General features: G+C 71.5%; 13 protein-coding genes. 6 read left to right on the forward strand and 7 right to left on the reverse strand.

The window, feature by feature from the left end; genetic code table 11:
• Positions 1 to 33: 33 nt before the first annotated feature.
• Together ppgK and ASC99_RS01450 are read right to left on the reverse strand one after the other, a co-directional pair.
• A complete protein-coding gene (gene ppgK / locus ASC99_RS01445) occupies positions 34 to 774 on the reverse strand; it encodes a polyphosphate--glucose phosphotransferase (RefSeq protein WP_057227232.1) in 741 nt (246 codons plus the stop codon).
• 62 nt (positions 775 to 836) lie between these two features.
• Entirely contained in the window at positions 837 to 1811 is a 975-nt protein-coding gene (locus ASC99_RS01450) for a 4-hydroxy-3-methylbut-2-enyl diphosphate reductase (RefSeq protein ID WP_369824280.1), read from the reverse strand.
• Between the two features lie 85 nt (positions 1812 to 1896).
• On the opposite strand from ASC99_RS01450, the gene ASC99_RS01455 reads away from it, so the two are divergent.
• Entirely contained in the window at positions 1897 to 3240 is a 1344-nt protein-coding gene (locus tag ASC99_RS01455) for an APC family permease (RefSeq protein ID WP_057227237.1), read from the forward strand.
• A gap of 41 nt (positions 3241 to 3281) precedes the next feature.
• On the opposite strand, the gene ASC99_RS01460 is transcribed toward ASC99_RS01455, so the two are convergent.
• Positions 3282 to 4613, reverse strand: a complete 1332-nt coding sequence (locus ASC99_RS01460) for a TerD family protein (RefSeq protein WP_057227239.1) — start codon at positions 4611 to 4613, stop codon at positions 3282 to 3284.
• A gap of 119 nt (positions 4614 to 4732) precedes the next feature.
• On the opposite strand from ASC99_RS01460, the gene xseA reads away from it, so the two are divergent.
• Positions 4733 to 5944 carry an exodeoxyribonuclease VII large subunit gene (gene xseA / locus ASC99_RS01465; RefSeq protein ID WP_057227241.1) on the forward strand — a complete coding sequence of 404 codons (1212 nt, stop codon included), beginning with the start codon at positions 4733 to 4735 and terminating at the stop codon, positions 5942 to 5944.
• Here xseA and ASC99_RS01470 read toward each other — a convergent pair.
• The gene (locus ASC99_RS01470; RefSeq protein WP_057227245.1) at positions 5935 to 6423 is read right to left on the reverse strand and encodes a GNAT family N-acetyltransferase; all 489 of its coding nucleotides are present in this window, start codon (positions 6421 to 6423) and stop codon (positions 5935 to 5937) included. The genes xseA and ASC99_RS01470 overlap by 10 nt on opposite strands.
• Positions 6424 to 6494: 71 nt before the next feature.
• Here ASC99_RS01470 and ASC99_RS01475 point away from each other — a divergent pair, with 71 nt between their 5' ends.
• Both ASC99_RS01475 and ASC99_RS01480 read left to right on the forward strand, forming a co-directional pair.
• Positions 6495 to 6731, forward strand: a complete 237-nt coding sequence (locus tag ASC99_RS01475) for an exodeoxyribonuclease VII small subunit (protein ID WP_057227247.1) — start codon at positions 6495 to 6497, stop codon at positions 6729 to 6731.
• A 138-nt stretch (positions 6732 to 6869) separates the two neighbouring features.
• Positions 6870 to 7463: a malonic semialdehyde reductase gene (locus tag ASC99_RS01480; protein WP_057227249.1), complete on the forward strand. Its 594-nt coding sequence runs from the start codon at positions 6870 to 6872 to the stop codon at positions 7461 to 7463.
• Between the two features lie 72 nt (positions 7464 to 7535).
• Here the strand turns inward: ASC99_RS01480 and ASC99_RS01485 are convergent, their stop codons facing one another.
• Positions 7536 to 8039, reverse strand: coding sequence for a DUF4245 domain-containing protein (locus ASC99_RS01485; protein WP_082597995.1), 504 nt, complete (start codon positions 8037 to 8039; stop codon positions 7536 to 7538).
• A 239-nt stretch (positions 8040 to 8278) separates the two neighbouring features.
• Between ASC99_RS01485 and glpX the strand changes: the two genes are divergently transcribed.
• Positions 8279 to 9316: a class II fructose-bisphosphatase gene (gene glpX, locus ASC99_RS01490; RefSeq protein ID WP_057227253.1), complete on the forward strand. Its 1038-nt coding sequence runs from the start codon at positions 8279 to 8281 to the stop codon at positions 9314 to 9316.
• A gap of 224 nt (positions 9317 to 9540) precedes the next feature.
• Here the strand turns inward: glpX and ASC99_RS01495 are convergent, their stop codons facing one another.
• Positions 9541 to 9933, reverse strand: a complete 393-nt coding sequence (locus tag ASC99_RS01495; RefSeq protein ID WP_082597996.1) for a WhiB family transcriptional regulator — start codon at positions 9931 to 9933, stop codon at positions 9541 to 9543.
• A gap of 253 nt (positions 9934 to 10186) precedes the next feature.
• Positions 10187 to 10906: a DUF1707 domain-containing protein gene (locus tag ASC99_RS01500; RefSeq protein ID WP_057227999.1), complete on the reverse strand. Its 720-nt coding sequence runs from the start codon at positions 10904 to 10906 to the stop codon at positions 10187 to 10189.
• Between the two features lie 179 nt (positions 10907 to 11085).
• On the opposite strand from ASC99_RS01500, the gene ASC99_RS01505 reads away from it, so the two are divergent.
• Positions 11086 to 12753 (forward strand): fumarate hydratase, encoded by a 1668-nt coding sequence (locus tag ASC99_RS01505; protein WP_057227255.1) that lies wholly within the window; start codon positions 11086 to 11088, stop codon positions 12751 to 12753.
• Positions 12754 to 12769: the final 16 nt, after the last annotated feature.

The raw sequence follows: 12769 nt of genomic DNA on the forward strand, positions 1-12769 counted from the left end.
GGCCGAAAATCCGGGCCAGGAGCTGACGGTGGCTCAGCCGCTCGCGGCGGCCATCGCGGCACCGACGATGCCCGCGTCGTTGCGCAGCAGCGCCGGGACGATCTCGGCCGGGCGCTCCTTGAGCAGCGGCAGGAACTTGTCGTGCTTCCGGCTCACTCCACCACCGACGATGATCAGCTGCGGCGAGAACAGCATCTCCACCAGGTCCAGGTACTCGTCCACCCGCTCCGCCCACTCGGGCCAGCTCAGCCCGTGCCGCTCACGGGCGGCCGAGGAGGCACGGCGTTCGGCGTCCTTGCCGCGCAGTTCGAGGTGGCCCAGCTCGGTGTTGGGCACCAGCGCGCCGTCGGTGAACAGGGCGCTGCCGATGCCGGTGCCGAAGGTGAGCATCAGCACCACGCCGTCCCGGCCCTGCCCCGCGCCGTACCGGACCTCGGCCAGGCCGGCCGCGTCGGCGTCGTTGACCACGGTGACGGGCAGGTCCAGGGTCTCCCGGAACAGACCTGCGGCGTCCAGCCCGATCCAGTCCCCGGCCACGTTGGCGGCGGTGTGGATCCGGCCGCCGACCACCACACCGGGGAAGGTCAGCCCGACCGACCCCCGGTGGTCAAAGTTCGCGACCACCTCACGGACCGCCTCGACCACTGCCGACGGCGAGGCCGGACGGGGCGTCAGGACCTTGTGCCGCTCTTCGGCCAGGGTGCCCCGCTCGAGATCGACCGGGGCACCCTTGATGCCCGAACCACCGATGTCCACACCGAACACAGCCGTCACCGCGTACCTCCGCTCATCCACAGACCTGTGGACAAACCTACGGGCCGTCAGGCGGAACCGCCCTACAGCTTGCCGGCCGCCTCGGCCCGCAGGTCGCGGCGGAGCTCCTTGGGCAGCGAGAAGATCAGGTGCTCCTCGGCGGTCTTGACCGTCTGCACGTCGCCGTAGCCGCGCTCGGCCAGGTAGGCGAGCACGCCCTCGACCAGGATCTCCGGGACGGAGGCGCCGCTGGTCAGGCCGACCGTGGTGACGCCCTCCAGCCAGGACTCGTCGATCTCGTCGGCGAAGTCCACCAGGTGGGCGGCCTTGGCGCCGTACTCCAGGCCGACCTCGACCAGGCGGACCGAGTTGGAGGAGTTCTTGGAGCCGACCACGATCAGCAGGTCGGTCTCGGGGGCGATCTGCTTGACCACCACCTGGCGGTTCTGGGTGGCGTAGCAGATGTCGTCGCTGGGCGGGCTGACCAGCAGCGGGAAGCGCTTCTTCAGCTCGCCGACGGTGGCCATCGTCTCGTCCACCGAGAGCGTGGTCTGGGACAGCCAGACCACCTTGGACTCGTCGCGGACCTGCACGTTGGCGACGTCCTCGGCACCGTCCACCAGGTGGATCCGGTCGGGCGCCTCACCCATCGTGCCGACGACCTCCTCGTGGCCCTCGTGGCCGACCAGCAGGATGTCGTAGTCCTCGTCCGCGAACCGGACGGCCTCCTTGTGCACCTTGGTGACCAGGGGGCAGGTGGCGTCGATGGTGGCGAGCTTGCCGATCTTCGCCTCGTCGTGCACGGACGGGGCGACACCGTGCGCGGAGAAGACCACGATCGAGCCCTCCGGCACCTCCTCCGTCTCGTCGACGAAGATCGCGCCCTGCTTCTCCAGGGTCTGCACCACGAACTTGTTGTGGACGATCTCCTTGCGGACGTAGATCGGGGCCCCGTACTGCTCCAGGGCCTTCTCCACGGCGATGACGGCGCGGTCGACACCCGCGCAGTAGCCCCGGGGGGCGGCGAGCAGGACACGGCGCTGCGCAGAGTTGGACATGGCTCCCATGGTACGGGCGGGCCCGGGCCGCGCCGACGGGTACCTGCTACCGGACGCAACGGGACAGAAGTGATCAAATTTGAGCATGGCTGAGCAGACTGAAGGGCCGGGCGACCTGCGCCGGGTCCTGGGCGTACGCGATCTGATGGTCTACGGGCTGCTGTTCATCGCCCCGATGGCACCGGTCGGCGTGTTCGGCGTGCTGGACGCCAAGAGCCACGGCGCGGTCGCGGCGGTCTACCTGGCCGCCACCGTCGCGATGGGGTTCACCGCCTACAGCTACGCCCAGATGGTGCGGGCGGTGCCGCAGACCGGGTCGGTCTTCGCGTACGCCCGGGCCGGGCTCGGCGAGAGCTGGGGGTTCGTGGCCGGCTGGATGGCGATGCTCGACTACCTGCTGATCCCGGCGGTGGCGTACCTGTTCTCCGGGATCGCGCTCAACTCGCTGGTGCCGGACGTCTCCCGCTGGGTCTGGACGGTGCTGGCGGTGCTGGTGACCACCGCGCTCAACCTGGCCGGGGTCCGGACGGCGGCGGCGGTCGGCTTCGCGGTGCTGGCGCTGGAGATCGTGGTGCTGGCGGTCTTCGTGGTCTCGGCCGTGGTGGTGCTGGCCAGGGACGGCGCCGAGCGGGGCTGGCTCTCGCCGCTGACCGGGGTCGGCGGCTTCTCGCTGACCGCCGTGGTCTCGGCGGTCTCGGTGGCGGTGCTCTCCTACTTGGGCTTCGACGCGATCGCCTCGTTCGTCGAGGAGGCGATCGGCTCCTCGGCGGCGGTGGCCAAGGCTGTGCTCTGGTGCCTGGCGCTGGCCGGTGTGCTGTTCGTGACCCAGACCTACCTGGCCGCGCTGCTCACGCCGGTGACGCCACAACAGCTGGCGGCCGACCCGGCCGCGCAGGGGTCGGCCTTCTACGACACCGTGGACGCCTCGATCGGGCACTGGCTGCAGACCCTGGTGGCGGTCAGCAAGGCGATCGGCGCCGCCTTCGCCGCCCTGGCCGGGCAGGCGGCGGCCGGGCGGCTGCTGTTCGCGATGGCCAGAGAGGGGCGGCTGCCCCGGGCGCTGTCGGCGGTGGACGCCCGGACGGCGGTGCCCCGGCGGGCGCTGCTGACCGCCGCCCTGGTCACCCTGGTGGCGGCGGTCTGGGCGGCCCGCCGGGACGACGGGCTCGACCAGCTGACCTCGGTGGTGAACGTCGGCGCGCTGTTCGCGTTCGGGCTGCTGCACGCCTCGGTGATCGGCTGGTACACCGTCAAGGGCGACTCCCGGGACTGGATCCGGCACCTGCTGATCCCGCTGCTGGGCATGGCGGTGATCGCCTGGGTACTGGTCGAGGCCTCCCACACCGCCCAGTGGGTCGGCGCGACCTGGCTGGCCGTCGGACTGCTTGTGCTGGTGGTGCAGAGCCCGGCCGTCCGGCGCGGGCGCTGACCCTTCGTCACCTGCGGCCCGGCATCACCTGCGGCCGGTCGTCACTTGCGGCCCGCACTCCAGTTCAGGCCCCAGCCGTACGCCTCGTCGATCTGCTGGTGGTTCGACCGGCCCTCGACCGCCTGGAAGTACCGGCCCTCGCGGTTCACCACCAGCCCGTCGCCGTCGTTCTCCAGCAGTGCGACCACGCAGCTGGTGGCCGGGAAGTCGCAGCCGTCCAGCGGCAGTTCGACCGGTGCGCCGGTGGCGGGGTAGAGGGTGGCCAGGCCGTTCAGGCCGGTCAGCGGCTGGTTATCGAAGGCGAACGCGAAGACCACCAGACGCTGGATCAGGTCGGCGTGGTCCAGGTTGATCCACAGGTCCTCGCCGGTGGTCACCGCACCGGTCCGGTCGTCGTTGGCCAGCTGGATGAACGGCGGCTCGTACAGTCCGCCGAACCGCTGCCCGATCGCCTGCACGATCCCGGAGCTGCCGTCCCGGAGCTGCCACAGGCAGGCCAGGTCCAGGTCCCGGCCCGCCATCGGGGACGGGCCCGCCGCCCGCATCCGCTTAGCCAGCCAGCCGGCGGCGCCGCCGCCGCCGGACTGCTGCTTCTGCGGCGCACCGGCGGCAGCGGCCCAGTTGAGGTTGACCCGGAGCAGGCCGCCGACCGCACCATGCTTGCGCAGCGACAGGCGGGGGGCCTCCTTGGTCAGCGTGATCTTGGTGAAGCTCAGCGGTGCCGCAGCGGGCGCGGCCGCCGGGGCGGACACGGGCATCGGCGGAGCGGCGTACGGCGCGGGCGGAGCGACCGGCGCGACCGGCGGAGCAGGAGCAGCAGCCGGGGTGGTCACCGGGGCCGGGGCGGGCTCCGAGTCGACCTGGATGCCGTAGTCGGTGGCCAGCCCGGCCAGCCCGGAGGCGTACCCCTGGCCCACCGCGCGGAACTTCCAGCCCTCGCCGCGCCGGTACAGCTCGCCGAGCACGAAGGCCGTCTCGGTGTCCGCCCCGGTGTCCTCGAACCGGACCAGCTCCGTCCCGGAGGCCGCGTCCAGCACCCGCAGGTACAGCCCGGGCAGCGCGCCGAACCGGCCGCCGTCGCTGGAGGCGGCCAGCACCACCGTCTCCACCGCCGGGTCGAGCCCGGCCAGCCGGACGGTCAAGGTGTCCACCACCGAACCCGGGGCGGACCGCTTCCCGGTGTGCCGGACGGCGCCGGAGACGTCCTGCGGCTGGTTGTAGAAGACGAAGTCCGCGTCGGACCTGACCCGGCCACCCGCCAGCAGCAGCGCGGACGCGTCGGCATCCGGTACGCCGGGGCCGGTCGACCAGCCCAGCTCGACCAGCACCTCGGCCGCCGCCACCGGCACGTTCGCACCCTTGGAAATCACCATCAGCCCGTCGCTCCCCGAAGTTGACGCCTGCTCGGGCTCCACCCTAGAGCCGAAGGGGCGCCCAGGCAGCGCGCGGGCCTGACGGGAGTGCGTCGGTGCGCGGGGTTAGCCTCGTCGGTATGGCCAACAGCAGCTCTCCCGAGGCGCCGATCCCGGTCGGCAAGGTTTCCGCGCTCATCGGCGGCTGGGTGGAACGGCTCGGGGCGGTCTGGGTGGAGGGGCAGATCACCCAGATCAGCCGGCGACCGGGGGCGGGCGTGGTGTTTCTGACGCTGCGTGACCCGGACCGGGACGTCTCACTGACCGTCACCTGCTTCCGGCAGGTCTTCGACCAGGTCGCCGAGGACGTCCAGGAAGGCTCCCGGGTGCTGGTCTTCGCCAAACCCGAGTGGTACGTCGCCCGGGGCACCCTCTCACTGCGGGCCACCGAGATCCGGCTGGTCGGCCTGGGCGAGCTGCTCGCCCGGCTGGAGCACCTGAAGCGGAAGCTGGCCGCCGAGGGCCTGTTCGCCGCCGAGCGCAAGCGGCGGCTGCCGTTCCTGCCGCACTGCGTCGGCCTGGTCACCGGCCGAGGCTCGGCCGCCGAGCGCGACGTACTGGAGAACGCGCGGCGCCGCTGGCCCGCCGTCCGCTTCGAGGTCCGGAACGTCCCGGTGCAGGGCAACGCCGCCGTAGCCCAGGTGACCGCCGCCGTACGGGAGTTGGACGAGCACTCCGAGGTGGACGTGATCATCGTGGCTCGGGGCGGCGGCAGCGTGGAGGACCTGCTGCCGTTCTCCGACGAGGGCCTGCTCCGGGCGGTGGCCGCCGCCCGTACGCCGGTGGTCAGCGCGATCGGGCACGAGCCGGACCAGCCGCTGCTGGACTTCGTCGCCGACCTGCGGGCCTCCACCCCGACCGACGCCGCCAAGCGGGTGGTGCCGGACGTGAATGAGGAGCTGAGCCGGGTGCACCAGCTCAGGGACCGGGCCAGGCGGCACATCACCCACCGGGTGGAGCGCGAGCAGGCGGGCCTGGCCGGTCTGCGCAGCCGTCCGGTGCTGGCCTCCCCGCACCGGCTGGTGGACGGTCCGGCCGAGCAGGTCGCGGCTCTGCTGGAGCGCTCCCGGCGGGTCCTCGGCCATCGGCTGGACGCCGCCGAGTCCGACCTCGGCCACACCCTGGCCCGGGTGGTCGCGCTCTCCCCGCTGGCCACCCTGCAGCGCGGCTACGCGGTGCTCCAGCACGCCGACGGCCGGGTGGTCAGCGATCCGGCCGACCTGACGCCCGGTGAGCTGCTGCACGCCCGGGTCGCCGAGGGCGCCTTCGAGGTGACCGCCCGTCAGGATTGAATCAGCCGCTGGCGGGAGAGCGGTACGGAGTGCTCGTGGAAGCCGAGGCTGCGGTACAGCGCCTCGCCGCCCTCCGTGGCGTGCAGGTCGATCCTGGTGACCCGGCGGGCGTCGAACCAGGCCAGCAGGGCCTCGGTGCAGGCCCGGCCGTAGCCCCGGCGGCGGTGGGCGGGGTCGGTGCAGATGTTGAAGACGAAGCCGAACAGCCCGTCGGGATGCCCCGGTGCGGGCAGCCGTCGCTCCAGGGTGCCGACCGCGCAGGCGGCCAGCCGGCCGGGCAGGTCCGGGTCGTCGACCACGAAGGCGGCCATGGTGCGCCGGTCATCGGGATCGGCCAGCCGCTCGCGCAGTACCTGTTCGGCGGCCGGCTGCCAGCCGCCCGGGTCGGGCTTCCCCGACATCGCTTCGAACATCAGGCCGCGCAGCCGGACCAGTTCGGCTGCGTCCTCGGGGGTGGCGGGTCTCACCTGGGGCGTCATGGCGCCGAGGGTAGCCAGCGACGGCACCGGGACACACCCGAATTGTCCGCCGCACCGCCTACCCTGACGGAATGACAGAGCAGCAGGGGAATAACGCGGACGACAGTCTCGGTTACGAGCAGGCGCGGGATGCGCTGCTCGACGTGGTCCGGCAGCTGGAGGCGGGCGGCGTCCCCCTGGAGGAGTCGCTGGCCCTCTGGGAGCGCGGTGAGCAGCTGGCCAAGGTCTGCCAGCGCTGGCTGGACGGCGCCCGGGCCCGGCTGGACGCGGCGCTGGCCGCCGAGGGCGGGGAGACCGGCGGCGAGTAGCTCGCGTCTCACCATGTGACGTGGTTCACAGGGCAGTTGCGGAATGGTTTAAGTTTCACCTAACGTTGGACCGTACCGAACGGCGCGCAAACCGCTGCTCCGTGATGCAGACGTATATCCCGTAGAGGTGGACCCGTAATGACCCTGGCTCTCGACGCCGCCGCCCAGGACCTGCTCTTCCGTGAGGCCCGCACCGCCAACACGTTCACCGACGAGCCGGTCAGCGACGAGCAGGTCCAGGCCATCTACGACCTGGTCAAGTTCGCCCCGACCGCGTTCAACCAGCAGCCGCTGCGCGTGATCCTGGTCCGCTCCCCCGAGGGCCGCGAGCGCCTGCTGCAGCACATGGCCGACGGCAACAAGCCCAAGACCGCCACCGCCCCGCTGGTCGCGATCCTGGCCGCCGACAACGAGTTCCACGAGGAGCTGCCGGCCCAGCTCCCGTCCTTCCCGCAGGCCGCCGAGCTGTTCTTCACCGAGCGCCCGGTCCGTGAGGCGTCCGCCCACTTCAACGGCGCGCTGCAGGCCGGCTACTTCATCCTCGGCGTCCGCGCCGCCGGCCTGGCCGCCGGCCCGATGACCGGCTACAACGCCGCGGGCATCAACAAGGAGTTCTTCGCCGACGGCGAGCACTCGGTGCTGGCCGTGGTCAACATCGGCAAGCCGGGCGAGGACGCCTGGTACCCGCGCTCCCCGCGCCTGGCGTACGACGAGGTCGTCACCACCGTCTGACGGTGACCCCGCAGCTACGACGAAGCCCCCGGCCACACGGCCGGGGGCTTCGGTGCGTTCCGGGTCCGGGTGCTACCGCAGCGACTGGGCGAACTCGGTGAGTTCCTCCCAGCCTGCGCTGCCGACGACCACGGTGGTGGCGCTGCCGCTCTGGACCACCAGGGCGCGGTAGGACTTGCCCTGGTAGCGCTGCCACTCCTGGCCGCCGATCGTCGCGGTACCGTCCGGCTTCGCGCCCTCCACCGCGTCGGCGACCGCCTTGTCGCGGGCCTCCAGGCTCTGCTCGACCGCCGCGTACTGGCCGCCCGGCGTGAGGAAGCCCAGGTGCCAGGCCTTCGGCCGCTTCTTGTCCTGGTTGTACTCGACCGAGGTGGCCTTCCACCGGTCGGACAGGCCCTCCGGGGCCAGCACCGGGTACGGCGCGGCGCGCTTGGCCGAGGCCGCCGAGGAGCGGTAGTCGACCGCCTTCAGCCCCGAGCCCTCGGAGTGCGGGATGAAGAGGTACCCGACGAAGACCACGCCACCGATCGCCAGCATCGACAGGATCATGTCCCGTACCGTCTGCCGGCCTCTCATGCTGCTTTTCCCTGCCACCCCCTCATCGTGAACCATCCCCTTCCCCGCCCCTACCACCGGGGTCCTCCCGGACGGGTGAATCCGGCCGGGGAACGGCCAGTGGACGCAGTACGAGGCCAGCCGGGGGTGCGCCACAGACAGCCATGAGGTGGGCAGATACGATCGCAGGACCCTCATCACGGCGTTCGACCTGGCACTTGTCGGGCGCTCTGGCCGTCGCGTACAGAGAGGTATCGACGATGACCGCCCAGCACAGCAACTTCCCCAGCTCCCTGATCGTGGCCCCGGAGGCCCCCGATCGGAACCTCGCCCTCGAACTCGTCCGGGTCACCGAGGCCGCCGCCATGGCGGCCGGCCGGTGGGTCGGCAGGGGCGACAAGAACGGCGCCGACGGCGCGGCCGTGAAGGCCATGCGCACCCTGGTGTCCACCGTGTCGATGAACGGCGTGGTCGTCATCGGTGAGGGCGAGAAGGACGAAGCCCCGATGCTCTACAACGGCGAGCGGGTCGGCGACGGCACCGGCGCCGAGTGCGACGTCGCGGTGGACCCGGTGGACGGCACCACGCTCACCGCCAAGGGCATGGCCAACGCCGTCGCGGTGCTGGCCGTCGCCGACCGCGGCACCATGTTCGACCCGAGCGCGGTCTTCTACATGGACAAGCTGGTCTGCGGCCCCGAGGCCGCCGACTACGTCGACATCACCGCCCCCGCCGCCGTGAACATCCGCCGGGTCGCCAAGGCCAAGGGCAGCTCGGTCGAGGACGTCACCGTGATGGTGCTCGACCGGCCGCGCCACGCGGGTCTGGTCAAGGAGATCCGCGAGGCCGGCGCCCGGATCAAGTTCATCACCGACGGCGACGTGGCGGGCGCCATCATGACCGCCCGCGCGGGCACCGGCGTCGACCTGCTGATGGGCATCGGCGGCACCCCCGAGGGGATCATCGCGGCCTGTGCCATGAAGTGCATGGGTGGCGTGATCCAGGGCAAGCTGTGGCCGAAGGACGACGCCGAGCGGCAGAAGGCGCTGGACGCCGGGCACGACCTGGACCGGGTGCTCACCACCGACGACCTGGTCAGCGGCGAGAACGTGTTCTTCGTCGCCACCGGCATCACCGACGGCGAGCTGCTCCGCGGCGTCCACTACCGCCAGGCCACCGCCACCACCAGCTCGCTGGTGATGCGCTCGAAGAGCGGGACGATCCGTCAGATCGACTCCACCCACAAGCTCTCCAAGCTGCGGGCCTACAGCGCGATCGACTTCGACCGCGCCAACTGAGGCACCCTGGGGGCTCGGGCACCTGCGCTCTGCGCATCAGCCGTCTACGGCCCAGGGGCTCGGGGAACTGCGACGCCGACCTCGGACAAGGTGATCCGTGCGTAGGTGGTCAGGCACTTTCGCCTGTGACCCCGGCGCCAGATCTCCTCGCAGTTCCCCGAGCCCCTGGGTAGTCAACGGCTGAGCACCTGCCCAAAGCGCAGCCCTCGACGGCTGGGCTCGGTTCAGCCGGCTATCCGGCGGGCCGCCGGTATCCGCAGCTCGGCCTCCCGGCGCCGCCGCCGGGCCAGCACCACCCGGCGCTCGGCCGCCGTGAGGCCGCCCCAGACGCCGTACGGCTCGGGCTGGGCCAGGGCGTGCTCCCGGCACTCCAGCAGGACCGGGCAGCGCGCGCAGACCTGCTTGGCGTGCTCCTCCCGGGACAGCCGGGCCGCCGTGGGCTCCTTCGACGGGGCGAAGAACAGCCCGGCCTCGTCCCGTCGGCAGGCCGCCCCGGTGTGCCAGGGATTGTCCTCCCGTTGGTCGAGCCGCTGCGCCGCCACCGCCGCCGGAGCGGTGGTACTACGGGCCGCCGGTTGAGGGGCGACACGGGCGCTGGACTCGATGGGATGCAGCACGGCTAACTCCTGACGGGCTCAAGAGAACTCGGGGGGAAGGCTCCCTGCCCGGCTGCCCCGTTACCGACCCCGCTCGCGGCATCCGTAGGTTTCAACTGCCCCCGGGGTCACAGCCGTACAAGAAACGATATGCGTCTGGAACTACCCCGCCGCCGCCTGATTCATGCACACCGCATGCGGCCGACTACAGGCTGCACTCGACCCAGGATCGAGTGCCCGCCCCGAAGTTGACGGCCCGTGAGGTCACGAACGGTCAGCCGTCGAGCTGCTTGCGCACCCACTCCCGGAGCTTCTTGCCGCGCCGGGGCCTGGCCTCGCAGCCGCCGAAGACCGCCGCGCCCTTCACCCGGACCACCGGCGCGTACGGATCGGCCGAGGTCTGCTCCCGGACGTCGAAGCCGCCGAAGATCCCGACCCCGCTGCCGTGCAGCGAGACGTTCTCCGGCACCTTGATGTCGACGCCGCCGAAGACCGCCCAGACCTCGATCTCCACCTCGGGCGACTCGAACACGGCGTCGCTGAGGTCGATCTCCACCCCGCCGAACACCGCCACCGCGCGCAGGTGCGAGCCCACCCGCCAGCGGCCCTTCCGGCTGCTGCCCCCGAAGACCGCCACCATGGTCGGCGACTCGCTCCGGGCCGGCAGCTGCGGCTGCGGTGCGCGCTGGGCCGTGCTCTGCGGCTGCTCGGCGGAGAGCGGCCGGTGCGCGGGCAGGTCCCTGGTCAGCGGCACCAACTCGCCCAGCGTGCGGGCGTTGTAGGCCGCCTCGATCCGCTCGGAGTGCTCCTCGACGGTGAGCCGGCCCTCGGCGTACGCGTCCCGCAGCAGCTCGGCGATCCGCTCCCGGTCGGCGTCCGAGGCGCGCAGCTCGGCCTCCGCCACCGGAGCCGCGTCGAAGGGCTTCTTGGTCAGGTCCGGCTTGGCCTCGGACTTGGTCATCGGTACGGGCGACTGGCCCGGCTGGTCGTCCATCGACGGCGAGTTGTCCACGGGGCCAGCCTAGCCACCGGACCCCCTCCCGAACGAGAGTTCGGCGGCAGTCGGCGTGACCCCGGTCACGCAGGTTCACCTGCGCGCACCGGCCGCTCGGGCGGCACCTAGTCTTGAAGGTGCTTCGTCGACGCAGCCGGATCAGTTAAGGACCTCCACCCATGGCTCCCACGCCAGAGTTCGCGTACTCCGACCTCCTCCCCCTAGGTGCGGATCCCACCCCGTACCGCAAGCTGACCTCCGAGGGCGTCAGCGTCGTCGAGGCCGGCGGCCGCCGCTTCCTCCAGGTCGAGCCCGAGGCCCTGCGGCTGCTCACCGCCGAGGCGATGCACGACATCTCGCACTACCTTCGCCCGGCCCACCTGGCCCAGCTCCGCCGGATCCTGGACGACCCGGAGGCCAGCCCGAACGACCGTTTCGTCGCGCTGGACCTGCTGAAGAACGTCAACATCTCGGCCGGCGGCATCCTGCCGATGTGCCAGGACACCGGCACCGCGATCGTGATGGGCAAGCGCGGCCAGAACGTGCTGACCGAGGGCCGCGACGAGGCCGCCATCGCCCGCGGCGTTTTCGACGCGTACACCAAGCTGAACCTGCGCTACTCGCAGATGGCGCCGGTGACGATGTGGGACGAGAAGAACACCGGCAACAACCTGCCGGCCCAGATCGAGCTGTACGCGGCGGACGGCGACGCGTACAAGTTCCTGTTCATGGCCAAGGGCGGCGGCAGCGCCAACAAGTCGTACCTCTACCAGGAGACCAAGGCCATCCTGAACGAGGACTCGATGCTCAACTTCCTCGAGCAGAAGATCCGTTCGCTCGGCACGGCGGCCTGCCCGCCGTACCACCTGGCGATCGTGGTCGGCGGTACGAGTGCCGAGTTCGCCCTGAAGACCGCCAAGTACGCCTCGGCGCACTACCTGGACGAGCTGCCGACCAGCGGCGACGCGGCCACCGGGCACGGCTTCCGCGACCTGGAGCTGGAGGCCAAGGTCACCGAGCTGACCCAGAAGATCGGCATCGGCGCCCAGTTCGGCGGCAAGTACTTCTGCCACGACGTCCGGGTGATCCGGCTGCCCCGGCACGGCGCCTCGCTGCCGGTCGCGATGGCCGTCTCCTGCTCGGCCGACCGCCAGGCGCTGGGCAAGATCACGGCGGACGGCATCTTCCTGGAGCAGCTCGAGACCGACCCGGCGAAGTACCTGCCGGACACCACGGACGAGCACCTTGACGACGACGTGGTCCGGATCGACCTGAACCAGCCGATGTCCGACATCCGCGCCGAACTCGCCAAGTACCCGGTGAAGACCCGGCTTTCGCTCACCGGCACGCTGGTGGTCGCCCGCGACATCGCACACGCGAAGATCAAGGAGCGGCTGGACGCGGGCGAGGGCATGCCGCAGTACCTGAAGGACCACCCGGTCTACTACGCCGGCCCGGCCAAGACCCCGGAGGGCTTCGCCTCGGGTTCGTTCGGCCCCACCACCGCTGGGCGGATGGACAGTTACGTCGACCAGTTCCAGGCGGCGGGCGGCTCGATGGTGATGCTCGCCAAGGGCAACCGCTCGAAGCAGGTCACCAAGGCGTGCGCCGAGCACGGCGGCTTCTACCTCGGCTCGATCGGTGGGCCCGCCGCGCGGCTGGCGCAGGACTGCATCCGCAAGGTCGAGGTGCTGGAGTACGCCGAGCTGGGCATGGAGGCGGTCTGGCGGATCGAGGTCGAGGACTTCCCGGCCTTCATCGTGGTCGACGACAAGGGCAACGACTTCTTCGCGGAGGTCACCGACGGACCGCTGATCACCAGCCTGCGGGTGCGGTCGGCGGAATAGCGACAAGTGCCCCGCT

This window comes from Kitasatospora sp. Root107 (assembly GCF_001424875.1).
Classification (GTDB): Bacteria; Actinomycetota; Actinomycetes; order Streptomycetales; family Streptomycetaceae; genus Kitasatospora.